We start from the raw sequence: 21,952 nt of genomic DNA, 5'->3' as shown, positions 1-21,952 counted from the left end.
TTCTACCTGCTTTGCTTTCTCAACAAATAGATAAAGTACGGCGCCCCGATAAACGTCGACAGCAACCCGGCAGGTATCTGGTACGGGAACAGCACCATCCGCCCCAGCCAGTCAGCCACCACCAGTATTACGCCCCCCGTCAGCGCCGACATCACAATGTGCGGCATCGTGCGACGAAAGCCCATCATTCTGGCAATGTGCGGCGCCATTAAGCCGACAAAGCTCAGCGGGCCGATGGTCATGGTGGCCGTTGCCGTGAGGCATGCGGCCAGCAGCAATAACCCGATACGGGACGGCGCCAGGGCCATCCCCACCGCACGCGCGGTCTCGCCGCCCAGCGGCAGAATGGTCATCCAGCGACGACACAGCGGCACCATCGCCAGCAATACGATCATTGCAATCCCGGAATGCACGACCTGGCTGCCGGTGGCGCTGTACGTTGAACCGGAGATCCAGGTCAGGATCTTGGCCATACGCGGATCGCCACTCGCCTGCAGCATCATCAGCAGCATGGTAAATGCCGTGCTGAGCGCCATCCCGGCAAGCAGCATCCGGTGAGGGGAAAACCCGCCACGCCCGGAGGCAATGAGGATGATCAGCAGCGTCACCGCCGCGCCAACGCTCCCGGCAGGCATCAACCAGCCGAAGGCATTTCCTGGCACCAGGAACAGCATCAGAACCACGCCAAAGGCGGCACCAGAACTGATACCCAGAACCTCCGGGCTGGCCATCGGGTTACCGGTCAGACGCTGGATAATACAGCCCGCCACCGCCAGCATAACCCCGGCGATTAACGCCGAGAGAATGCGCGGCCAGCGCCACTGCATGAGTTCGTTAAGCAGATCCCCAGACGCCCAGTGCCAGCCCACCGCATCGCGTCCGAAAGCGAGCGCGGCAAATGAGATAACAATCAGCACTGCCAGCCCGGCAAGGCTGAACCCCAGCACTGACTGGCGCTCAGCATAGACCTTATCGCCAGCATCCATCGCTGGCGCGCTGATACTGCGCAGACGCGGCAGCAGCCACAGCAGCAGCGGTGCACCGATAAGCGCCGTCATCGAACCGGTAGACACTTCCATCCAGACGCGTGCCAGCCAGAGAATGATTTGATCGGAAAGCCAGAGGATCAACGCGCCAATCAGCGGGGCTAACATCAGGCGCGCCAGCAGGCGGCGCGCACCGAGCATTTTTGCCAGCAGCGGCGCAAACAGTCCGATAAACCCGATGATACCTACCGCATTAACCAGCAGGGCACTGAGCACAATCGCCAGCGTCAGCGCCCCCAGACGCGCCAGCGACAGCGCCAGCCCCAGATTACGCGCCACGCCATCGTCAAGACCCATCAACGTCAGCGGGCGCAAGAGCAGCAGCGTCAACACGACGCCACCGACGAGCTGCGGCCACAGACGCTGCACGACGCTCCAGTCGGTCTGGGTGAGCGTACCGGTGCTCCAGAGGAACATGCTTTGCAGCTGATCGTGATGGAACAGCACCAGCAGCTGATTAATCGCGCCGCAGTACAGGCTCACCACCAGCCCCGCAAGAATAAGCGTGACGGGGGAGAGACGTTTGCCCCAGGCGACGCCGAATACCAACGCGCCCACCACACACGCACCGGCGAGGGCAGCAAACTGCGAGGTCAATGCCCCTGGCAACGCCCAGAGTGTGGTAATCGTGATCCCAAGCTGTGCCCCGGTCGCCACGCCAAGCGTCGTCGGCTCGACCAGAGGGTTACGCAGTACCTGCTGGAATAAAACGCCCACCAGCCCTAATCCCGCACCGACCAGCAGCGAAATCGCAAGCCGCGGCAACAGACTGTAGTGGAACAGCATTTGCTGAATATTATCGATATCTGGCGTCACCAGCGCCGCACGCCACTGGTCGCGCGGTAAGGCCGTCGACAGATTGAACCAGGTCAATGCCAGCGCGCACAGGAAAAGGAGGCAAAGCAACAGTGCCGGGAAACGGGCAATACGCGTACTCATGCCTGGCCTCCCAGCGCATTGTCCAGCACGCGGGCAAAGTGCATGGCAGAAAGCGTCGCGCCGTAGAACCATACCGCAGGTGCGCGCAGGAACCGTTTTTCACGCACAAACGGCATTGCCTGCCAGAGCGGCGTCGCCATCAGGGTTTGCATCTCCCGCTCGTTGCCGTGGTCAAAGCACAACACATCCACATCGCGAAATGCCGCAAGACGATCAATCCCCACGGCTGTGCTGCCCCAGAAGGTCATCTCCCCTTCCCAGGCATTACGAATACCAAAACTGTCGAGCACGTCCTGGAACAGGCAGTTTTTCCCAAAGACCAGCATATGGCGGGCATCCAGCAGCGTCACCATCAGCAGCGGGCGATCGCCCCGGTGAGCAAAACGCGGCTTCAGGGCGTTAATCAGTGCATCAAAATCGTCGAGATGTTTTTTGGCCTCAACCTCACGGTTAAGGAACTGTGCCATCTCGTGGAGGGAGTTTTTCGCCATCGCCAGCGGATTTTTACCGTCGCTGAAGGAGAAACCACGGCCGGGCGCAATCCGTGCCATTGTCTCTTCTGACGGGCCGTAACCTGCAGACCAGAACAGGAATGACGGCTTCATCTGGGTGAGCAGTTCGAGGTTTGGCTCGGTGCGCAGGCCGATGTCGATTACCGAGTCCGGTAGCCTCGGCTCATTCACCCATAGCCTGTAGTTGGGAATATCCGCCACGCCATAGGGCGTAACGCCCAGCGCCATCATCAGCTCTACCGGCAACCATTCCAGCGCCACAATGCGGTGTGGATCGACCGCAGCCGCACGCGCGGTATTCATTTTTAACAGCAGCGGTGAAAGCGCCAGTGCCGTCAGCAGACGACGGCGACTCATCAACATAGAATCCAGCATCAGTACACAAAGCTCACCGGTGCAGCCCCGGCAGGGTGAGGCAAAATCCCCATTGGAATACCGTAAATGTGTTCCAGCGTTTCACTGCGCATCAGTTCAGACGGCGTCCCCTGGGCGATCATCTCACCGCCGCGCAGGGCAACGAGGTAATCGCAGTAACGCGCGGCCATGTTGATATCATGCAGGACCGCGATAACCGTCAGACCGCGCTGCTGGCTTAAACGATGCACCAGCGCAAGCACGTCGACCTGATGGGCAATGTCCAGCGCAGAGGTCGGTTCGTCGAGCAGCAGGCAGCGGCTGTCCTGGGCCACCAGCATTGCTATCCACGCGCGCTGACGTTCCCCTCCTGACAGGCTGTCTACCAGACGGTGGGCCAGCGGTTTTAGCCCCACCAGCGCAATCGCCTCTTCCACTTTCTCTCTGTCGGCCACGCCGAAACGGCCAAGCGCGCCGTGCCACGGATAACGCCCAATCGCCACCAGTTCACGCACGGTCATCCCCTCCGCCTGCGGCAACTGCTGCGGCAGATACGCCACTTTGCGGGCAAAGGCTTTACTGCTCCAGCTCTCCAGCGGCTGACCGTCCAGCAGGATATCGCCTTCTGACGGCGGCTGATGGCGGCCAAGCATTTTGAGCAGCGTTGATTTACCAGAGCCGTTGTGACCAATCAGGCCTGTCACTTTACCTGCCGGGAAGGTCAAAGAGAGCGGATGCAGCAGGGTGCGTCCGGGCACGCGAAAGGAGAGATTATTGAGCGTGAAGGTGGTGTCGGATTGCGTTTGATTATCCTGCATATCGGCCAACTTAAATAAAAAGGGCACGGCGAACCGTGCCCGAAGAGAGATTAGAAGCGGAAGGTCGCGGTGGCGACAACCTGACGTTCAGCACCCCAGTAGCATGCATAATCCTTGTAGCAGCTGGAGACATATTCCCGATCGAACAGGTTATTCACGTTCACCGCCACAGATGACCCCGGCAGACCCAGACGGGCCAGATCGTATTTCACCATCGCATCGGCAAGGGTGTAGCTCGCGACGTTAAACGGCTGATCTTTTTTGTCGCCGCTTGAGTAGTAGCTCACCGTGTTACCGATGTAACGGGTACCGGCACCAATCGTCAGGCCGCTTAAGGCCGTGTCGGTGAAGGTGTAATCTGCCCACAATGACGCCTGATTACGCGGCACTTCCGCCGGACGTTTACCTTCAAAGGTGCTGTCATGGGTGTACTCAGCATCAATAAAGCTGTACGCCGCGGTCACATTGATATTGGCGTTAACCGCTGCCTTCGCTTCCAGTTCGAAACCGCGAGAACGGATCTCACCGGTCTGGATACTGTGAGTATTCGTTGGATCGTTCGGATCCGCCGTCAGGTTCTTATCTTTCGTCAGCTGGAACAGCGATGCGGTGACCACAACCGGCAGGTCTTTCGGCGCGTATTTCACACCCGTTTCATACTGCTTACCGCGGGAAGGGTCGAACGGTGTGCCGTTACGATCGGCGCCCGATACCGGCTCAAACGACTCGCTGTAGCTGAAGTAAGGGGAGATACCGTTATCAAAGAGATAGTTAATCCCCCCGCGCCAGGTGAAAGCCTGGTCGTGGTTTTCAGCCAGCGAATCGGCCGTACCGCGCGTCAGCGTTGAGGCCATCACGTAGTCGTAGCGTCCGCCCAGCGTCAGCACCCACTTATCCCACTCCGCCTGATCCTGAGCATAGAGCCCGGTCTGTTCATTACGGTTAACGACGGAATAGTTAGACCATGGCAGGTTGGTGTTGATGTTCGCGTTGCCGTAATCCGGGTTCTGGATATCAATAGGGTCGGCGGAACCGTACAGCGCATTGATATCATTACGCATACGCGAGTAATCAACGCCCGTCAGCAGCGTGTGGTCTACGGCGCCCGTCGCGAATGTCGACTGCAGCTGAGTATCCACGGTAAACATATTCAGATCTTCATCTGAACGCACGTAAGCGCGGTTAATCTTGCCAGACTCAGCGTAGCCATTGCCGTAAACAGAGCGGTAGAGCGTATGCACTTTTGCGTAACGCAGATTCTGACGCACGGTGAACGTGTCATCAAACTGATGCGAGAAGCTGTAACCAATCAACTGCTGGCGACGAGCCATCTTATTATCCGCTTCACCTTCGTTGAAATCGGTTGGGATCTTATGCTCATTGCCGTTTGCGTCACGGTATGGCACCACGGTCCCTTCCCGTGGCAACCAGCCGTAGTAGCCCGCTTCCGGATCGTTCTGGAAATTGCTCAGGAAGGTGAAATCGGTTTTGTCATCCGGACGCCAGCTAAAGGAGGGCGCAATCGCATAGCGGGTTGATTTTGACATCTCCTGCTGTGCGTTCTGACTACTGCCAAGACCGGTCAGGCGGTACGACCACACGCCATCTTCATCGATTGCATCACTGAAATCGAAGCCCGTTTGCCACAGGTTATTGGTCCCCATTTTAAACTGGACTTCTTTCAGCGGCTCGGTCAGTGGGCGTTTGCTCACCATACTGACGATACCGCCTGGATTGCTGTTGCCGTAGAGCACAGACGTAGGTCCGCGCATCACTTCTACGCGCTCAAGGAAGTAAGGATCCATGGAAGCTTCGGAGTAGTTATTCCCCATCAGCTTCATGCCATCGAGATACTGGTTGGTGTTCACCGTCGAAGGCGCGGTAAAACCACGAATTGAGACCACATCATAGGTGGTGGAGCTGCCGCGGGTCGCAAACACGCTCGGCGTATAGCCCAGCGCCTCTTTTACGGTCGCTGGCTGGCGGCGTTCCATTTCATCACGCGTTACCACGGAAATAGACTGCGGGGTCTTTTCAATCGCGGTATCGGTTTTGGTCGCCGTTGCCGTGCGTTTTGCTGCGATCGTTGGCGCAGGCCCCCACGGACTTTCCTGGGCGGCAGGCGCGGCGGTGACGGTGATGGTTTCTTCTTTTTTCTGAGTTTCAGCCGCATGTGCATACGTAGACATGCCGGCAACCGCTGTGGCTACGACGACCGCGATTTTTCGCAGCGACGTGTGGATTGGCTGAGCAGTATTGGAAAGCGCCATGTTTATCTCTGATGGAAAAGTGAATGATAACGTAAACGAGAATTATTATTATGACCGCAGAATAATATGCGAAACGCTGGCTGCATAGCAAGCAGTAAGCGGCCCTACGAGAATTAAGGGTTTAAGAAATAAACAAGAGAAAACGAAGGGTTAATCAGAATGAAAACGAGGGTTAAGGAAATGGAAAGTACAGGTAAAAAAATCCCCCCTTTCGGGGGGATGTGAGGCGTTAGTTACCGCCGAACATATCTTTAATCCAGCCCGCGACACCGTCGCTGTCTTTTTTCTCATTCTGCTGCTGCGGCTGTTGTTGCGGCTGCTGCTGAGGCTGAGAAGACTGCTCGAACGGGTTACCCGTCGGTTGCTCTGGCTGGCTTTGCTGGCACAGCGAATCCGGGTTGGTGGTCCAGACAGGCAAGGTACGCATACCGCCGCCACAGACAAAGTTACCGGAACCGTCCACGCCCATATCGACAATATCTTCCGGCGCCACCAGATTCAGCGGTACCGGAGACTGATTCGCCAGATAGCGCTGGTAAATCGACATCGCCCCGCTCGCACCGTACAGTTTGGTTGGCTGGTTGTTATCGCGGCCTACCCAGGTGATCACCACTTCACGGCCATCGATACCGGCGAACCAGGTATCCACGTTGTTGTTAGTGGTCCCGGTTTTACCTGCCAGATGCAGGCCCGGATACTTCGCACCCAGTTGACGTCCGGTCCCCCGCTGCACAACCTGCTGCATCGTCCACAACGTCATATAGGCCGCCTGCGCTGGCACGGCACGTTCCGCTTGCGGGAAGCTCTGATACAACACGGAGCCATCCTCGGCAATCACCGAACGCAGAGCAGAGAGCGGTGCACGGTTACCCCCGCTGGCAATGGTCTGGAACGCCTGAGCCACTTCGATCGGCGTCAGGTTAAGCGCCCCCAGGATCATCGCCGGAACAGGATGGAGCTGATCTTTCGGCACACCCAGTTTCTGCCAGGTGTCGACAATCGCCGGCAGACCGAGCGCCATACCCAGGTTCACCGTTGGCACGTTCATCGAGCGGGTCAACGCATCCACCAGCATGACCTGGCCGCTGAACTGTTTATCGTCGTTCTGCGGAGACCATACCTGGCCGTTAGGCTGGCGCAGGGAAATCGGCGCATCGGCAATCCAGGTATTCAGGCGATACTGGTTAGGCTGACTCAGGGCGGTAAGATAGGTTGCCGGTTTTGCCAGTGAACCAATCGAACGTCGCGCCTGCATTGCACGGTTGTAGCCTGCGAACTGCGGCTCAGCACCGCCCACCATGGCGCGAACTTCGCCGGTGTTACGGTCAACCACCACCATCGCGGTTTCAAGATCGCTCAGCTTACGCTGTTTCTTCAGCGCCGGGATGCCTTCCACCGCGGCTTTTTCAGCGGCTTCCTGCGCCACGGAATCGAAGGTGGTAAAGATCTTCACGCCGGAGAGATCTTTCACCTTATCACCGAGCTTGCTTTGCAGCTCCTGACGCACCAGCTGCATAAACGCAGGCTGAGGGGAGATCACGCCACCGCGCGGCTGAACGCCGAGTGGTCGTGCGCTCAGCATGTCGTACAGCTCCTGGTCAATCACCTGCTGCTGTTGCAGCAGACGCAGCACCAGGTTACGACGTTCCAGCGCCAGTTTCGGGTTACGCCACGGGTTATAAATGGACGCCCCTTTCACCATGCCCACCAGCAGCGCCTGCTGGTCAAGGCTCAGCTCTTCCACCGGACGACCAAAGTAGTACAGACTTGCCAGCGGGAAGCCGCGGATTTCGTTATCCCCGCTCTGACCGAGGTACACCTCGTTCATGTACAGCTCAAGGATACGATCCTTGCTGTAACGCGCATCCATCAGTACGGCCATGTACGCTTCGTTGGCTTTACGCCAGTAAGAGCGTTCACTGGAGAGGAACAAGTTCTTCACCAGCTGCTGGGTCAGCGTACTCGCCCCCTGCACCGTCCGTCCGGCGGTCAGGTTAGCCAGCACCGCACGGCCAATCGAGTAAAGGCTGATGCCATCATGCTCATAGAAGTGACGGTCTTCGGTTGCCAGCAGGGTATCAACCAGCAGGTCCGGGAAGCCGTTACGGGCAACAAACAGACGTTGTTCGCCGTTCGCCGACGAGAGCATGGTGATCAGACGCGGATCGAGACGGAAGAAACCGAACTGACGGTTGTTATCCATGTTCTCGATGGTGTCCAGACGATCGCCGTCAAAGGTCAGACGCGCACGCACCTGGCCCTCTTTGCTGTCTGGGAAATCAAACGGACGGCGGATCATCTCAATGCTTTTCGCCTGCACGGTAAATTCGCCAGGACGCGTCATTTTCGACACCTGACGATACTGGGTGGCTTCCAGCAGTTTCACCATCTCGTTCTTGCTGATGGACATATCTGGCTCAAGGTTCACCATGCGGCCATACACCGCCGCAGGCAGTTGCCAGACTTTTCCGTCGATACGGCTACGGATCTTCTGATCCAGATAGACGCCGTAAATCGCCATCAGCACAACAAATACAATGAACAGCTTCAGCAGCAGCCAGAACCAGCCGCGCTTGCCCCGAGGCTTACGCCCTTTGCCTTTCCCTTTACGCGGCATCGGTTCTTCATCCTCATAATCGTCTTCATAGTCATCGTCATAGTCCTCATCTCTGAGGCGACGACGGCTTACCTTTTCTTTCGCCGGACGCGTTGGTTTTCCCTTACGTCCTATTGGCTCGCGGTCATTCCCCGCCATGCTTTTTCTCCGCAACTTTCAGGCGCAAGGGCCCGATTCTCTTTTCTTCCACTGGCCTGTGAAAGAAGAAATCTCTCAAAGTAAACAGCAAGACCTTCCTGACAGGAACGTCTTTAGTATTTTCTCCCGCACCCTGCGGGTGAGGGCATCAAGCCGCACGTTCCCAGCCACACCCGTCACGAATATTTCTTCGTCCGTCGTGTCGGTGCCGTATTTGCCGGATCGTCCGGCCAGACATGTTTGGGATACCGCCCCTTCATCTCTTTTTGCACGTCACGGTAGCTCCCCGCCCAGAATGCCCCCAGGTCGCGGGTAATCTGTAACGGGCGATGGGCTGGCGACAACAGCTCCAGCACCAGAGAGACGCGCCCTTGCGCCACAGAAGGCGTGGTGGCCTCTCCAAACATTTCCTGCATACGTACCGCCAGCGCCGGAGGATTATCCTCGTGATAACGAATGGCAATCCGGCTTCCGGTCGGCACAGTGTAATGCCCTGGCAGTTCACTATCCAGACGTTGACGTAATGACCAGTCCAGTAAATTCTGTAACGCGACCTTAACATCAAGCGCTTTTAGCGCACGCAGCGAGTGTACACCGTGCATTTGCGGCAGCAGCCAGCGTTCAAGCGAGGCCAGCAATGTCTCATCATCGACCGCGGGCCAGTCATACTCCGGTAGCCAGCGCGCAGCACAGTGCAGACGAATACGGTACTGTTCCGCCTCTGGCGTCCAGTTCAGCACCCCTAACCCTTTGTCCCGGATGCCGTTCAGCATGGCCAGATGCAGCACCTCTTCCGACGGTTTTGCCAGCGGCGTGGTGCCGAGGATCAGTTTACCTGTCTGGCTGCGACGAAACGCCTTCAGCGTGCCCTGAGCCTCATCCCATTCCACGGTATCGGATTGCTGGACCAACTGCGGACAGGCACGCGTCAGGGCATCTATATCCACCGCGATAGCCTGTAAAATACGCGCGTCCGGGGAGTGGCTACCCTGTAACAGTAACGGCGCAATCAGCCATTCGTGACGCGTCATGGCGTCATCGCTGTCCAGCATCGCACCCATGCCATTGGCCAGTTGATATCGCCCGTCCAGACCGCGACGACGCGCGATCCTGTCGGGAAACGCCTGCGCTAACAGAGGCGCGATAGCCGCGCTGTCTGGCGACCCGGCTTTGCCGTTGAGTCGCCGGCAAAGCTGCTGCGCCCGCTGCTGCCAGTTCCCCTGATTGCGGGAAAAGGCCTGCGCCAGATCGCTGCTGCCACCGCGCGGTGGCTCCTCAAGAATAGCCGCCAGTTTCGCCGCCGTAGCAATTTCATCTTCCCCCTGCGCGGCCACCAGCATCGCCGCCAGGCGAGGGTCATTGCCCAGCGCGGCCATTTTTTGCCCGCGGGATGACAATCGCTCACCATCAAGCGCCCCCAGGCGGTTCAGTAAGGCCCGGGCAGCAGCAAGGTTCGCGGCGGGTGGAGGATTAAGCCAGGTCAGCTGTGCCGGATCCGGGCATCCCCACTGCAGAAGATCCATCACCAGCCCCGCCAGATCGCTGTGTAAAATTTCCGGCGTGCTTTGCTGTGCAGCGCGCTCAGCCTGCTCTGCGCTGGTCAAATGCAGGCAGATACCGGGCTCAAGACGTCCCGCACGGCCTGCTCGCTGGACCATCGACGCCTGGCTTATGCGCTGCGTCAACAGTTTAGTCAGCCCGGTGCGCGCGTCAAAGCTCGCCCCCCTCTCCTGCGCACTGTCCACCACCAGGCGAATGCCTTCAATGGTTAAACTGGTTTCGGCAATATTGGTTGCCAGCACCACCTTACGCTGCCCCGCGGGCGCGGGCAGGATTGCTTTACGTTGATCCGCCAGCGACAGCGCGCCGTAGAGCGGGCAAAGCAGCACCTCACTTCCCACCCGGGAAGCCAGTTGGTCCTGCACGCGCTGGATCTCGCCTACGCCTGGCAAAAACAGCAGTAGCGATCCCGATTCCTGGCGGAGCAATTCGGCGGTTGCGATGGCTACCGCGTCGTCAAAACGCTGATGGGCAGGCAATGGTTGATAGCGACGCTCAACGGGAAATGCTCTGCCTTCGGAGGCGATAACCGGCGCGTCGGGCAACGTCTGCTGCAGTCGCTCGTTATCCAGCGTAGCGGACATGATAAGCAACCGGAGGTCGTCGCGTAGCCCTTGCTGAACATCAAGTAACAGCGCCAGTGCCAGATCTGCCTGCAGGCTACGTTCGTGGAATTCATCCAGAATCACCAGTCCGACGCCGTTTAACTCCGGATCGTTTTGCAGCATGCGGGTCAGGATCCCTTCGGTCACCACCTCAAGGCGCGTGGACGGGCCAACACAGGTTTCGGCGCGCATACGGTAACCCACCGTCTCGCCCGGCTTTTCACCAAGCAGTTCCGCCAGGCGCTGCGCCACGTTCCGTGCGGCCAGCCTGCGCGGCTCCAGCAGGATAATTTTCCCGCGGACAGTGCCCTCTTTGAGGATCTGCAGCGGCAGCCAGGTGGATTTACCTGCGCCCGTCGGGGCGTTAAGTAAAACCTGCGGGGCATGGTGTAAGGCAGCAAGAAGCTCAGGAAGGACGACGGCGACCGGCAATGAGGACACTAACAACTCCAGAGGGTTAACATTAGTCGGCGTACATTGTAGCATCGGCGCATACCATTACCGAGTCCCCTGTATGTCTGAGTCGAAACGGCTGTTTTTTGCCATAGAATTGCCCTCCACGCTGCAGCGAAAAATCGTTCGCTGGCGAGCCAGCCATTTTCCCCAGGACGCAGGCCGTCCGATCGCGGCGGCAAACCTGCACCTCACGCTGGCCTTTCTGGGCGATGTCAGCGCCGAAAAACAGCGCGCGCTGGCAGCAATGGCTGGCCGCATTTCTCAGCCGGCGTTTACGCTGCACCTCGACGACGCGGGCCAGTGGCTGCGCTCACGCGTGGTCTGGCTGGGTACGCGCCAGCCGCCCCGCGGGCTTTTACAGCTTGCGAGTATGTTGCGCGCCCAGGCGGCTCGCAGCGGGTGTTACCAGAGTCCGCAGCCGTTTCATCCGCATATCACCCTGCTGCGCGATGCCGGTCAGGCCGTTGCCATTCCGCCACCCGGTTTTCACTGGGACGTTGAGGTCAATACCTTCGCGCTTTACGAATCGGTCTTTACCCAAGGACGCACCCGTTACACGCCGCTACAGCGCTGGTCGTTGGGCGATACCCTAAGGAATTCTGATGAAGTTTAGTCCTGCCCTGCAGCACGCCACGCTGGTTCAACGCTACAAACGCTTTCTCGCTGATGTGATCACCCCCGAAGGTGAACAGCTCACGCTGCACTGCCCGAACACCGGTGCCATGACCGGCTGTGCGACGCCGGGTGACACGGTCTGGTATTCCACTTCAGAAAATACTAAACGCAAATATGCCCATACCTGGGAAATGACCGAGACGCAAAACGGGGCATTTATTTGCGTGAATACCCTGCGCGCCAATCAATTAGTTAAGGAAGCATTGACCCTTGGCACCCTGCCCGAACTGGTGGGGTATGGCACGCATAAAAGTGAAGTTAAATATGGCGATGAAAGCAGCAGAATTGACTTCATGTTACAGGCGGAAGACCGGCCCGAGTGCTATATTGAAGTAAAATCAGTGACGTTAGCGGAACAGGAAAACGGCTACTTCCCGGATGCGGTCACGCTACGGGGGCAGAAGCATCTGCGGGAGCTGATGAGTGTTGCGGCGGCGGGCAAACGCGCCGTATTGCTGTTTGCGGTTTTACATTCAGCCATTGAACGATTTTCTCCAGCCCGCCATATTGATCTCAAATACGCGCAATTGTTGAATGAGGCACAAAAGCAGGGGGTGGAGGTTTTGGCTTATAAAGCGGAACTTTCTGCCGATAATATGACTCTGAGATCCTCTCTTCCCATTGTCTTATAAGGGATTAGACGATTGACTATTAAGTGTTCTGGCCGCGTGCGCAAATACGCTTTTCCTCACAGGCTTGTCAAGTGTTACGTTTAGATAATTGCCATACGGAAAAGCATCTGCTATTTATAGCGACCTGATTTTTCCCCCAACACGGGGATCGATAGTGCGTGTTAAGGAGAAGCAACATGCAAGAAGGGCAAAACCGTAAAACATCGTCCCTGAGTATTCTCGCCATCGCTGGGGTGGAGCCGTATCAAGAGAAGCCGGGCGAAGAGTATATGAACGAAGCCCAGCTGTCGCACTTCAAGCGTATTCTTGAAGCATGGCGTAATCAACTCAGGGATGAAGTCGATCGCACCGTTACTCATATGCAGGATGAAGCTGCTAACTTCCCGGACCCGGTAGACCGTGCCGCTCAGGAAGAAGAGTTCAGCCTCGAACTGCGTAACCGTGACCGCGAACGCAAACTGATCAAAAAGATCGAAAAAACGCTGAAAAAAGTCGAAGACGAAGATTTTGGCTACTGCGAATCCTGCGGTGTTGAAATCGGAATTCGTCGCCTGGAAGCGCGTCCAACCGCCGATCTGTGCATCGACTGTAAAACGCTGGCAGAAATCCGCGAAAAACAGATGGCCGGTTAATACCAGCGCTGTTTACACACTCTAAAGGCGGGAGTTTCTCCCGCCTTGTTACTGTTGATATGTCTGAATCACACTATATTGGGCGCTTCGCGCCATCCCCTTCTGGTGAATTACACTTCGGCTCATTAATTGCCGCCCTCGGCAGCTACCTGCAGGCTCGCGCCCGTCACGGTAAATGGCTGGTCCGCATTGAAGATATTGATCCTCCGCGTGAAGTTCCCGGTGCAGCAGATACCATTCTGCGTCAGCTGGAACATTACGGTCTTCACTGGGACGGTGACGTCCTCTGGCAGTCAAGGCGACATGATGCCTACCGGGAACGCCTGGCGTGGCTCCACGCACAAGGGCTCTCCTACTACTGCACCTGCACCCGCGCGCGTATTCAGAGCGTGGGTGGCGTCTATGACGGCCACTGCCGCACGCGCAATAACGGTCCAGAACTGGCCGCCGTGCGCATAAAGCAGCATGCCCCGGTGACGCACTTTACTGATTTACTCTCCGGCGAGATCCATGCGGATGAACGTCTTGCACGCGAAGATTTTATTATCCACCGCCGTGACGGCCTGTTCGCCTATAACCTGGCGGTTGTGGTTGATGACCATTTCCAGGGCGTGACGGAAATTGTGCGCGGGGCTGACCTGGTGGAACCTACCGTGCGACAAATATCGCTCTATCACCAGTTTGGCTGGAACGCGCCGGATTACATTCATCTGCCGCTGGCGGTCAATGAACAGGGCTTTAAACTGTCAAAACAAAATCATGCGCCCGCCCTGCCAGACGGCGATCCGCGCCCTGTTTTGATCGACGCGCTGCGATTTCTCAACCAGAATGTAACCAACGAATGGCAGGATTTGCGAATTGACGAACTGCTGAAAATGGCGATCGCCAACTGGACGCTGACGACCGTGCCAAAAATCCAGCATTCTCAAATGCGTTGCGCTGAGCTATGATTAGCCGCTTTTTTCATAACAAAACACACTACGAGGTGTACTATTTTTACCCGAGTCGCTAATTTTTGCCGTAAAGTGCTAAGCCGCGAAGAGAGCATGGCGAACGACGCTATTGCGCAAAACCGCATGTCGGTTATTCCACGTGAGCAGCACAATATTTCCCGCAAAGATATCAGTGAAAATGCCCTCAAGGTGCTCTATCGTCTGAATAAAGCAGGCTACGAGGCCTATCTCGTTGGCGGTGGGGTGCGTGATTTACTGCTGGGCAAAAAACCAAAAGATTTCGACGTGACGACCAGCGCCACGCCAGAGCAGGTGCGCAAATTATTCCGTAACTGCCGCCTTGTTGGCCGTCGTTTTCGTCTTGCTCACGTCATGTTTGGGCCGGAAATTATTGAAGTGGCGACCTTCCGCGGTCACCACGAAGCGGGCGAATCCGATCGCACCACCTCCCAGCGCGGCCAGAACGGCATGCTGCTGCGGGACAATATCTTCGGCTCTATCGAAGAAGATGCCCAGCGTCGCGATTTCACGATCAACAGCCTTTACTACAGCGTGGCAGATTTCACCGTCCGTGATTACGTCGGCGGCATGCAGGACCTGAAAGACGGTCTGATTCGCCTGATCGGCACGCCGGAAACGCGTTATCGTGAAGACCCGGTGCGTATGCTGCGCGCCGTACGTTTCGCCGCCAAACTCTCAATGCGCATCAGCCCGGAAACCGCAGAGCCGATACCGCGTCTGGCGACGCTGATTAACGACGTGCCGCCAGCCCGTCTGTTTGAAGAGGCGCTGAAGCTGCTGCAGGCCGGTTACGGCTACGAAACCTACAAGCTGCTACGCGAATACAGCCTTTTCCAGCCCCTGTTCCCGACCATTACGCGCTGCTTTACCGAAAACGGTGACAGCCCAATGGAACGCATGATTGCGCAGGTGCTGAAGAATACCGATACCCGCATTCACAACGATATGCGTGTGAACCCGGCGTTCCTGTTTGCCGCGATGTTCTGGTATCCGCTGCTGGAAGCAGCGCAGAGAATTGCGCAGGAAAGCGGTCTGGCCTACTACGATGCGTTTGCGCTGGCCGCAAATGACGTGCTGGATGAAGCCTGCCGCACGCTCGCCATTCCAAAACGTATTACGACGCTGGTGCGTGATATCTGGCAGCTTCAGCTGCGCATGTCTCGTCGTCAGGGTAAACGCGCCTGGAAGCTGATGGAGCATCCTAAATTCCGCGCTGCGTTCGATTTACTGTCGCTGCGTGCTGAAATTGAACGGAACCAGGAACTGCAGCGTCTGGCGCAGTGGTGGGGAGAATTCCAGGTTTCAGCACCGCCAGAGCAGAAAGATATGCTCGTCGACCTCGATGACGAACCGACGCCGCGTCGTCGCCACCGTCGTCCGCGCAAACGTGCGCCGCGCCGTGAAGGTACGGCATGACCCTGGCGTACATTGCCATCGGCAGCAATCTGGCCTCTCCGCTGGAGCAGGTTAATGCTGCCGTTCAGGCGCTGGGTGAAATCCCACAAAGCCGTATTGTGGCGGTCTCTTCTTTCTACCGGACACCGCCGCTGGGGCCACAGGATCAGCCTGATTACCTGAATGCCGCCGTGGTGCTGGACACTGCGCTGGATGCCGACACGCTGCTGGATAATACTCAGCGAATCGAACTGCAGCAGGGCCGCGTACGCAAAGCCGAACGCTGGGGGCCGCGCACTCTCGATCTCGACATTATGCTGTTTGGCCACGAGGTGATTAACACCCCCCGTCTCACCGTTCCGCACTACGACATGAAAAATCGCGGCTTTATGCTCTGGCCGCTGTTCGACGTTGCCCCTGACCTCACCTTCCCTGACGGCCTCTCGCTGAAGGCAGTGCTGGATAGCCTCGACGCAGAAAAACCAGCCCGCTGGTGATCCGCATTTTTACCGGTTAACCCTCACTGAATTGTGGTTAATCGGTTGCCTAAAATCATTGTTCCCTCAAATGTTACTGTTAGAATGCGCAAAGATTCGCTTTTGGGCTATCAGGAAACAGTATGAAACCAACCACCATCTCCTTACTGCAGAAATGCAAACAGGAAAAGAGACGCTTCGCCACCATTACTGCGTATGACTACAGCTTCGCTAAGCTTTTTGCCGAAGAGGGTATCACTGTCATGCTGGTCGGAGATTCGTTAGGGATGACGGTACAAGGCCATGATTCCACCCTGCCGGTGACGGTCGAAGATATTGCCTACCATACCCGTGCCGTGCGCCGCGGAGCACCTGCCTGTCTGCTGCTTTCCGATCTGCCTTTTATGGCCTACGCGACCCCAGAGCAAGCGTTCGAGAATGCGGCAACCGTCATGCGTGCCGGGGCCAATATGGTCAAAATCGAAGGCGGAGCCTGGCTTGCAGAGACCGTGAAAATGCTCACCGAACGTGCCGTGCCGGTCTGCGGCCACCTGGGTCTGACGCCGCAATCCGTCAATATTTTTGGCGGCTATAAGGTGCAGGGCCGCGGTGACGCGGCACAGACACTGTTTGAGGATGCCCTGGCGCTGGAAGCCGCTGGCGCACAGCTGCTGGTGCTGGAGTGTGTGCCGGTTGAACTGGCAAAACGCATCACCGAGGCGCTGTCGATTCCGGTGATTGGCATTGGCGCAGGCAATGTTACCGACGGTCAGATTTTAGTGATGCACGACGCCTTTGGTATTACCGGCGGTCATATCCCTAAATTCGCCAAAAATTTCCTGGCAGAAGCAGGCGACATGCGTGCTGCTGTGCGGCAGTATATTGCCGACGTTGAATCCGGTGTTTACCCGGGTGAAGAACACAATTTCCATTAAGGAGTCTTGTTGTGCTAATCATTGAAACCCTGCCGCTGCTTCGCCAGCATATCCGTCGTGCACGTCAGGAAGGTAAACGTATCGCACTGGTTCCCACGATGGGTAACCTGCATGACGGCCATATGAAGCTTGTTGATGAAGCCAGAGCGCGTGCAGATATCGTGGTGGTCAGTATCTTCGTGAACCCCATGCAGTTTGACCGTGCCGACGACCTGGCGCGCTATCCGCGCACCCTGCAGGAAGATTGCGAAAAACTCAAAAAACGCCACGCGGACATTGTCTTCTCTCCGGCACCTGCAGACGTCTACCCGCAGGGGACCGAGGACGCGACCTACGTGGACGTGCCGGGCATTTCAACCATGCTGGAAGGCGCCAGCCGTCCGGGCCATTTCCGCGGCGTTTCAACCATCGTCAGCAAGCTGTTTAACCTGGTGCAGCCCGACGTTGCCTGCTTCGGTGAGAAGGACTTCCAGCAGCTGGCGTTGATCCGTAAGATGGTCGCCGACATGGGTTATGATATTGAGATCGTGGGCGTGCCGATTGTGCGTGCCAAAGACGGTCTGGCGCTCAGTTCCCGTAACGGGTACCTTACCGCGGATGAGCGTAAAATCGCGCCGGGATTGAGCAAGGTCATGAATACCATGGCGGAACAGCTTGTGGCTAAAGAGCTGAGCGCAGAAGAGATCGTTGCCCTCGCCGAACAGGCGCTGAACGACAAAGGCTTCCGCGCTGACGATATCCAAATCCGTGATGCCGATACGCTGCTTGAGCTGACCGATACCAGCAAGCGCGCGGTGCTTCTGGTGGCTGCATGGCTCGGTCAGGCACGCCTTATCGACAATAAAGTGGTTGAGCTGGCATAACTCTCTACCTCCCCTCGTTCGCGGGGGGTTAACGCATGATGATTAAAGGTAAACGTAATGATTCGCAAAATGCTGCAAGGTAAGCTTCACCGTGTGAAAGTCACTCAGGCCGACCTGCACTATGAAGGCTCCTGCGCCATTGATCAGGATTTTCTTGATGCAGCGGGCATCCTTGAAAACGAAGCCATTGATATCTGGAACGTGAATAACGGTAAGCGCTTCTCTACCTATGCGATCGCGGCGGAACGCGGCTCCAGAATTATCTCCGTGAATGGCGCTGCCGCTCACTGTGCCGACGTCGGTGATATCGTCATCATCGCCAGCTTCGTGATGATGTCTGACGAAGAAGCCCGTCGCTGGCAGCCAAAAGTGGCGTACTTCGAAGGCGACAACGAAATGAAACGCACCGCGAAAGCCATTCCGGTCCAGGTTGCCTGATATCCTGAAGGCTGTGAACCGTTCACAGCCTTCTCTCACCTCATCCCTGCGGCTGATTACTGATAAGCCGCGACATCGTCTCCAGCGAATCCGTCCTTAGAATATACAGTCGCTTAAGCAGGAACGGATTGTCCCCGGGCTTCACTTTGCCTTTTACCGTTGTCACCGCCAGGTGGAACCCTGCGTCATTCGCCGCTTTTACCGCTTTGTCGTCATAGGCGCCAAACGGATAAGAGAGATAGAGCACGTGCGGGTTAAATTGCGCCAGCGCCCGGCGTGAACGCGCGAAATCGAACAAAATCACGTGATGGCTACGGCTCAGTAAGATCGGGTGTTTATTGCCGTCCACCCGATGCAAGAAGTGGGTATGAGACTGGATATCAAACACATCCTGGATCTGCTCAAGCTCAGAGACACTCATAAACTGCAGGTATTTCGGCGCCCACTTCTGCGGATGACGTTTTATACGCGACGAGATGATAAACGCCGTCGCCTTGAATCCATACGCTTTGAGGACGGGATACGCATAGCGGCTCACCGACTTCAGCCCGTCATCAAAGGTGATCACCACAGACTTCGCCGGCAGGTTCATTTTGTTACGCACATACCCTTCAAGCTGAGCCATCGTCAGCGTGGTATAGCCCTGATCGCGAAGCCAGGTCATCTGGTTGCTGAACGCACGCACGCTGGTGGTCGTGGAGGTATGTCGGAAACGGGTGTTCTCTTCATCACGCAGGATATGGTGATAGGTCAGGACCGGGATGCCGTTATCTTCCTGCGCATCCAGGCTGCTGATCCACGCCAGACGATTGCCGATGCGGATCTGATACCAGGTCTGGTTCAGACGGTCTTTAAGTTTATTCAGAATGGGGTAGCGAAGGTTAGCGCTCATCGTGCCGAAAGGGGCGCTTCCGCTGCTGGGGGCGTTAAAGACAGGCGTGTCTTTCCAGGTTATCAGGTTCTGGTTACTCAGCGGTTTATTTAAATCGCCAAGGCTGTCTTCCACGCGCTGTTTGCCCTGCACGTCTTCCAGGTGCTCTTTATCAATAAAGCCCGTGCCGAAGCCAAAACGAAACTCGTAGTAATCAGCGGATGTGGGGACGACGGCCAGGATTTGCCCGGCACGAATATTGCCGACATTGACCACATTGTTACCTACTTGCGCCCAGATAGCCGCATCTTCGGTAGTTTGCATATATCGGGCGGGAAGCCCTTGCTGAGCGATCAGGCTGGCAGATGCGCCGCCGGAAACCAGCAGCAACAGAAGGAACACAACGCGCATGAACATGGAATATTAATCGACACGAAAAATCAGCCACCATTGTAACAAAAGCAGCATCAATACCAATGTTTAATTCTTATACAAATCATGGAGCAAGACAAAGGGAGGATTTTTTTGCTGCTGATGCCACAGGCTGCTGACGCCGGCCACTTTTTTGTCGACGATCGCATGACGGAATTCAGCGCTGCTTAAGGTTTCCCGGAAGGGATACATGGATTCCAGCAGCAAAAAGTTAATGCCTGATATCACTTCACAGTTGTCGTGCTTGTGGCTCAACAATGCCGCAGAGCGATAAGGTGCCGCGCCGGATTTATCGGTCAGGAAGATGACGCCGTCACCGGTGTCGGTTTCATGCAGGGCATCGCACATCATGCGGCTGAGCATGTTGGTGCTCAATCCACGCCAGTAGTTAACCGCACGGCATTGCGCCAGCGGACCAAATCTGGCCTCCAGTTTATCCAGCATATCCTGCGCCTGTTCATCATGGCAGGCGATCACCCATCCCAGCATCACTCTCTCCTTAGCAGGCAAGTAGTTTAGCGGAGTGAAGGTTAGCGTACGGTGATAACAATCAAAGAAAAGCGCCCGGCAAACAGAATGTCGCCGGGCGGGAGATTAGCTGCGCAGACCGCGTCCACGCTGAATGAGAGACCAGCACAGCAGGTAGAAGGCGATAATAAACACCACCAGCACCGCAACCGTGGTAATCAGTGGCACATCCGTAATGCCGAGGAAACCAAAGCGGAAGCCGCTGATCATATAAACAATCGGGTTCAGGTGTGACAGCGCCTGCCAGAACGGCGGCAGCAGCGTCAGGGAGTAGAACACCCCGCCAAGATAGGTCAGTGGCGTCAGCACAAAGGTCGGGATCAGGCTGATATCATCAAACGTTTTAGCAAACACCGCGTTCAGCAGACCGGCCAGCGAGAACAAGATGGCCGTCAACAGTAACGTGAGCGCCACGAACAGCCATGAATGCACCTGGAACGGCACAAAGAACAGGGAGATCGCCGTCACCAGAATCCCCACGCAGAGACCGCGCGCCACGCCGCCGCCCACATAACCCGCAATGATCACATGCGTTGGTACCGGCGCGACCAGCAGCTCTTCAATGTTACGCTGGAACTTGGCGCTAAAGAATGACGATGCCACGTTAGCATAGGCGTTGGTGATCACCGCCATCATGATCAGGCCCGGCACAATAAACTGCATATAGGTAAAGCCGTGCATTTCACCAATGCGGGAACCGATGAGGTTACCGAAGATGATGAAGTAGAGCGTCATGGTGATCACCGGCGGTACCAGGGTTTGCACCCAGATACGCATAAAGCGGTTAATCTCTTTCGCCCAGATGCTTTTCAGCGCGACCCAGTAAAGATGCGTCATGCCTTGTCTCCTTGTTTATCCTGCACCAGAGAGACAAACAGCTCTTCCAGTCGGTTCGCTTTGTTACGCATACTTAATACCTGAACACCCTGCGCGCTCAGCTGTGAGAACACGCTGTTAATGCCCTGCTCGCGCAGCACTTCCACTTCCAGCGTTGAGGTATCCACCAGACGATAGTTATAGCCTTCCAGCGTCGGCAGCGGGCTTTTCGCCGCCAGGTCGAGAATGAAGGTTTCGGATTTCAGCTTGGCGAGCAGGCTCTTCATCGAGGTGTTTTCCACCAGCTCACCGTTCTGAATGATGCCGATATTGCGACAGAGCATCTCCGCCTCTTCGAGGTAGTGCGTGGTCAAAATAATGGTCGTGCCTTTGTCGTTGAGGTCCTTCAGGAAGCCCCACATTGAACGACGCAGTTCGATATCCACGCCTGCGGTGGGCTCATCAAGGATCAGCAGCTTTGGCTCATGCATCAGCGCACGGGCAATCATCAGACGGCGCTTCATCCCGCCAGACAACATGCGCGCACGTTCATTGCGTTTTTCCCACAGATCGAGCTGTTTGAGGTACTTTTCGCTGCGCTCCACCGCTTCTTTGCGCTCAACACCGTAGTAACCCGCCTGATTAACCACGATTTGCTGCACTGTCTCGAACGGGTTGAAGTTGAACTCCTGCGGTACCAGTCCGAGCTGGCGCTTGGCATTCACCACATCTTTTTGCAGGTCGTAGCCAAACACGCTCACCCGGCCGGACGTTTTGTTGACCAGCGAACTGATAATGCCAATGGTGGTGGATTTCCCCGCCCCATTCGGCCCCAGAAGCGCGTAGAAATCCCCCGCTTCCACTTTGAGATCTATCCCACGCAGCGCCTGAACGCCGCCTGGATAGGTTTTTTTGAGCTGCTCAAGCTCCAGTGCAATCGCCATGAATTAAACTTACCTTAGGTTCTGAC

General features: G+C 56.6%; 19 protein-coding genes. 9 read left to right on the top strand and 10 right to left on the bottom strand.

The genetic code is table 11. The features are described from left to right. Nucleotides 1-2: 2 nt before the first annotated feature. From fhuB to hrpB, 6 genes are all read right to left on the bottom strand, one after another. Nucleotides 3-1,985, bottom strand: coding sequence for a Fe(3+)-hydroxamate ABC transporter permease FhuB (gene fhuB, locus F8561_RS23865; RefSeq protein ID WP_151888045.1), 1,983 nt, complete (start codon nucleotides 1,983-1,985; stop codon nucleotides 3-5). After that, on the bottom strand, nucleotides 1,982-2,872 hold the full coding sequence (gene fhuD / locus F8561_RS23860; protein ID WP_047743447.1) for a Fe(3+)-hydroxamate ABC transporter substrate-binding protein FhuD: 891 nt from the start codon (nucleotides 2,870-2,872) through the stop codon (nucleotides 1,982-1,984). Before fhuD ends, fhuB begins: the two co-directional genes overlap by 4 nt. Continuing rightward, the gene (fhuC, locus tag F8561_RS23855) at nucleotides 2,872-3,669 is read right to left on the bottom strand and encodes a Fe3+-hydroxamate ABC transporter ATP-binding protein FhuC (RefSeq protein WP_020882606.1); all 798 of its coding nucleotides are present in this window, start codon (nucleotides 3,667-3,669) and stop codon (nucleotides 2,872-2,874) included. The genes fhuD and fhuC overlap by 1 nt, the downstream gene beginning before the upstream one ends. Nucleotides 3,670-3,719: 50 nt before the next feature. After that, nucleotides 3,720-5,939 (bottom strand): ferrichrome porin FhuA, encoded by a 2,220-nt coding sequence (gene fhuA, locus F8561_RS23850; RefSeq protein WP_151888044.1) that lies wholly within the window; start codon nucleotides 5,937-5,939, stop codon nucleotides 3,720-3,722. Nucleotides 5,940-6,168: 229 nt separating this feature from the next. Further along, nucleotides 6,169-8,694: a bifunctional glycosyl transferase/transpeptidase gene (gene mrcB, locus F8561_RS23845; protein ID WP_025205202.1), complete on the bottom strand. Its 2,526-nt coding sequence runs from the start codon at nucleotides 8,692-8,694 to the stop codon at nucleotides 6,169-6,171. 176 nt (nucleotides 8,695-8,870) lie between these two features. Then, nucleotides 8,871-11,300, bottom strand: a complete 2,430-nt coding sequence (gene hrpB, locus F8561_RS23840; RefSeq protein WP_151888043.1) for an ATP-dependent helicase HrpB — start codon at nucleotides 11,298-11,300, stop codon at nucleotides 8,871-8,873. Nucleotides 11,301-11,373: 73 nt separating this feature from the next. Here hrpB and thpR point away from each other — a divergent pair, with 73 nt between their 5' ends. From thpR to panD, 9 genes are all read left to right on the top strand, one after another. Further along, nucleotides 11,374-11,928 (top strand): RNA 2',3'-cyclic phosphodiesterase, encoded by a 555-nt coding sequence (thpR, locus tag F8561_RS23835; RefSeq protein WP_014168680.1) that lies wholly within the window; start codon nucleotides 11,374-11,376, stop codon nucleotides 11,926-11,928. Continuing rightward, the gene (sfsA, locus tag F8561_RS23830; protein WP_014168679.1) at nucleotides 11,918-12,622 is read left to right on the top strand and encodes a DNA/RNA nuclease SfsA; all 705 of its coding nucleotides are present in this window, start codon (nucleotides 11,918-11,920) and stop codon (nucleotides 12,620-12,622) included. Before thpR ends, sfsA begins: the two co-directional genes overlap by 11 nt. Nucleotides 12,623-12,798: 176 nt before the next feature. Beyond that, entirely contained in the window at nucleotides 12,799-13,254 is a 456-nt protein-coding gene (gene dksA / locus F8561_RS23825) for an RNA polymerase-binding protein DksA (RefSeq protein WP_001155232.1), read from the top strand. Nucleotides 13,255-13,313: 59 nt separating this feature from the next. Continuing rightward, entirely contained in the window at nucleotides 13,314-14,204 is an 891-nt protein-coding gene (gene gluQRS / locus F8561_RS23820; RefSeq protein WP_014168677.1) for a tRNA glutamyl-Q(34) synthetase GluQRS, read from the top strand. A 42-nt stretch (nucleotides 14,205-14,246) separates the two neighbouring features. After that, the gene (pcnB, locus tag F8561_RS23815) at nucleotides 14,247-15,644 is read left to right on the top strand and encodes a polynucleotide adenylyltransferase PcnB (protein WP_071605427.1); all 1,398 of its coding nucleotides are present in this window, start codon (nucleotides 14,247-14,249) and stop codon (nucleotides 15,642-15,644) included. Further along, nucleotides 15,641-16,120 (top strand): 2-amino-4-hydroxy-6-hydroxymethyldihydropteridine diphosphokinase, encoded by a 480-nt coding sequence (folK, locus tag F8561_RS23810; protein ID WP_032679634.1) that lies wholly within the window; start codon nucleotides 15,641-15,643, stop codon nucleotides 16,118-16,120. The genes pcnB and folK overlap by 4 nt, the downstream gene beginning before the upstream one ends. A 122-nt stretch (nucleotides 16,121-16,242) precedes the next feature. Continuing rightward, entirely contained in the window at nucleotides 16,243-17,034 is a 792-nt protein-coding gene (gene panB / locus F8561_RS23805) for a 3-methyl-2-oxobutanoate hydroxymethyltransferase (RefSeq protein WP_151888042.1), read from the top strand. 11 nt (nucleotides 17,035-17,045) lie between these two features. Next, nucleotides 17,046-17,897, top strand: coding sequence for a pantoate--beta-alanine ligase (gene panC / locus F8561_RS23800; RefSeq protein ID WP_025205376.1), 852 nt, complete (start codon nucleotides 17,046-17,048; stop codon nucleotides 17,895-17,897). A gap of 57 nt (nucleotides 17,898-17,954) precedes the next feature. After that, complete coding sequence (gene panD, locus F8561_RS23795) at nucleotides 17,955-18,335, top strand: aspartate 1-decarboxylase (protein ID WP_014168672.1); 381 nt, start codon at nucleotides 17,955-17,957, stop codon at nucleotides 18,333-18,335. Between the two features lie 40 nt (nucleotides 18,336-18,375). Here panD and F8561_RS23790 read toward each other — a convergent pair whose 3' ends face one another. The 4 genes from F8561_RS23790 to F8561_RS23775 all read right to left on the bottom strand — a co-directional run bounded on the left by F8561_RS23790 (nucleotide 18,376) and on the right by F8561_RS23775 (nucleotide 21,926). Then, nucleotides 18,376-19,623, bottom strand: coding sequence for a polysaccharide deacetylase family protein (locus tag F8561_RS23790; RefSeq protein ID WP_014168671.1), 1,248 nt, complete (start codon nucleotides 19,621-19,623; stop codon nucleotides 18,376-18,378). A gap of 63 nt (nucleotides 19,624-19,686) precedes the next feature. Next, nucleotides 19,687-20,127: a PTS sugar transporter subunit IIA gene (locus F8561_RS23785; RefSeq protein ID WP_025205377.1), complete on the bottom strand. Its 441-nt coding sequence runs from the start codon at nucleotides 20,125-20,127 to the stop codon at nucleotides 19,687-19,689. Between the two features lie 105 nt (nucleotides 20,128-20,232). Continuing rightward, the gene (locus F8561_RS23780) at nucleotides 20,233-21,003 is read right to left on the bottom strand and encodes an ABC transporter permease (RefSeq protein WP_014168669.1); all 771 of its coding nucleotides are present in this window, start codon (nucleotides 21,001-21,003) and stop codon (nucleotides 20,233-20,235) included. Then, nucleotides 21,000-21,926: an ABC transporter ATP-binding protein gene (locus tag F8561_RS23775; RefSeq protein WP_014168668.1), complete on the bottom strand. Its 927-nt coding sequence runs from the start codon at nucleotides 21,924-21,926 to the stop codon at nucleotides 21,000-21,002. Before F8561_RS23775 ends, F8561_RS23780 begins: the two co-directional genes overlap by 4 nt. Between the last annotated feature and the right edge of the window lie 26 nt (nucleotides 21,927-21,952).

The organism is Enterobacter sp. 198 (genome assembly GCF_009025585.1).
Lineage (GTDB): Bacteria > Pseudomonadota > Gammaproteobacteria > Enterobacterales > Enterobacteriaceae > Enterobacter > Enterobacter ludwigii.
Note: the sequence above shows the minus strand (reverse complement) of the source record. Positions and strands in the feature narration are given on the sequence as shown.

Coding starts and splice junctions, on each gene's coding strand:
- fhuB (WP_151888045.1), bottom strand. CDS start 1,985: ATGAGTACGCGTATTGCCCGTTTCCCGGCACTGTTGCTTTGCCTCCTT.
- fhuD (WP_047743447.1), bottom strand. CDS start 2,872: ATGCTGGATTCTATGTTGATGAGTCGCCGTCGTCTGCTGACGGCACTG.
- fhuC (WP_020882606.1), bottom strand. CDS start 3,669: ATGCAGGATAATCAAACGCAATCCGACACCACCTTCACGCTCAATAAT.
- fhuA (WP_151888044.1), bottom strand. CDS start 5,939: ATGGCGCTTTCCAATACTGCTCAGCCAATCCACACGTCGCTGCGAAAA.
- mrcB (WP_025205202.1), bottom strand. CDS start 8,694: ATGGCGGGGAATGACCGCGAGCCAATAGGACGTAAGGGAAAACCAACG.
- thpR (WP_014168680.1), top strand. CDS start 11,374: ATGTCTGAGTCGAAACGGCTGTTTTTTGCCATAGAATTGCCCTCCACG.
- sfsA (WP_014168679.1), top strand. CDS start 11,918: ATGAAGTTTAGTCCTGCCCTGCAGCACGCCACGCTGGTTCAACGCTAC.
- dksA (WP_001155232.1), top strand. CDS start 12,799: ATGCAAGAAGGGCAAAACCGTAAAACATCGTCCCTGAGTATTCTCGCC.
- gluQRS (WP_014168677.1), top strand. CDS start 13,314: ATGTCTGAATCACACTATATTGGGCGCTTCGCGCCATCCCCTTCTGGT.
- folK (WP_032679634.1), top strand. CDS start 15,641: ATGACCCTGGCGTACATTGCCATCGGCAGCAATCTGGCCTCTCCGCTG.
- panB (WP_151888042.1), top strand. CDS start 16,243: ATGAAACCAACCACCATCTCCTTACTGCAGAAATGCAAACAGGAAAAG.
- panD (WP_014168672.1), top strand. CDS start 17,955: ATGATTCGCAAAATGCTGCAAGGTAAGCTTCACCGTGTGAAAGTCACT.
- F8561_RS23790 (WP_014168671.1), bottom strand. CDS start 19,623: ATGTTCATGCGCGTTGTGTTCCTTCTGTTGCTGCTGGTTTCCGGCGGC.
- F8561_RS23785 (WP_025205377.1), bottom strand. CDS start 20,127: ATGCTGGGATGGGTGATCGCCTGCCATGATGAACAGGCGCAGGATATG.
- F8561_RS23780 (WP_014168669.1), bottom strand. CDS start 21,003: ATGACGCATCTTTACTGGGTCGCGCTGAAAAGCATCTGGGCGAAAGAG.
- F8561_RS23775 (WP_014168668.1), bottom strand. CDS start 21,926: ATGGCGATTGCACTGGAGCTTGAGCAGCTCAAAAAAACCTATCCAGGC.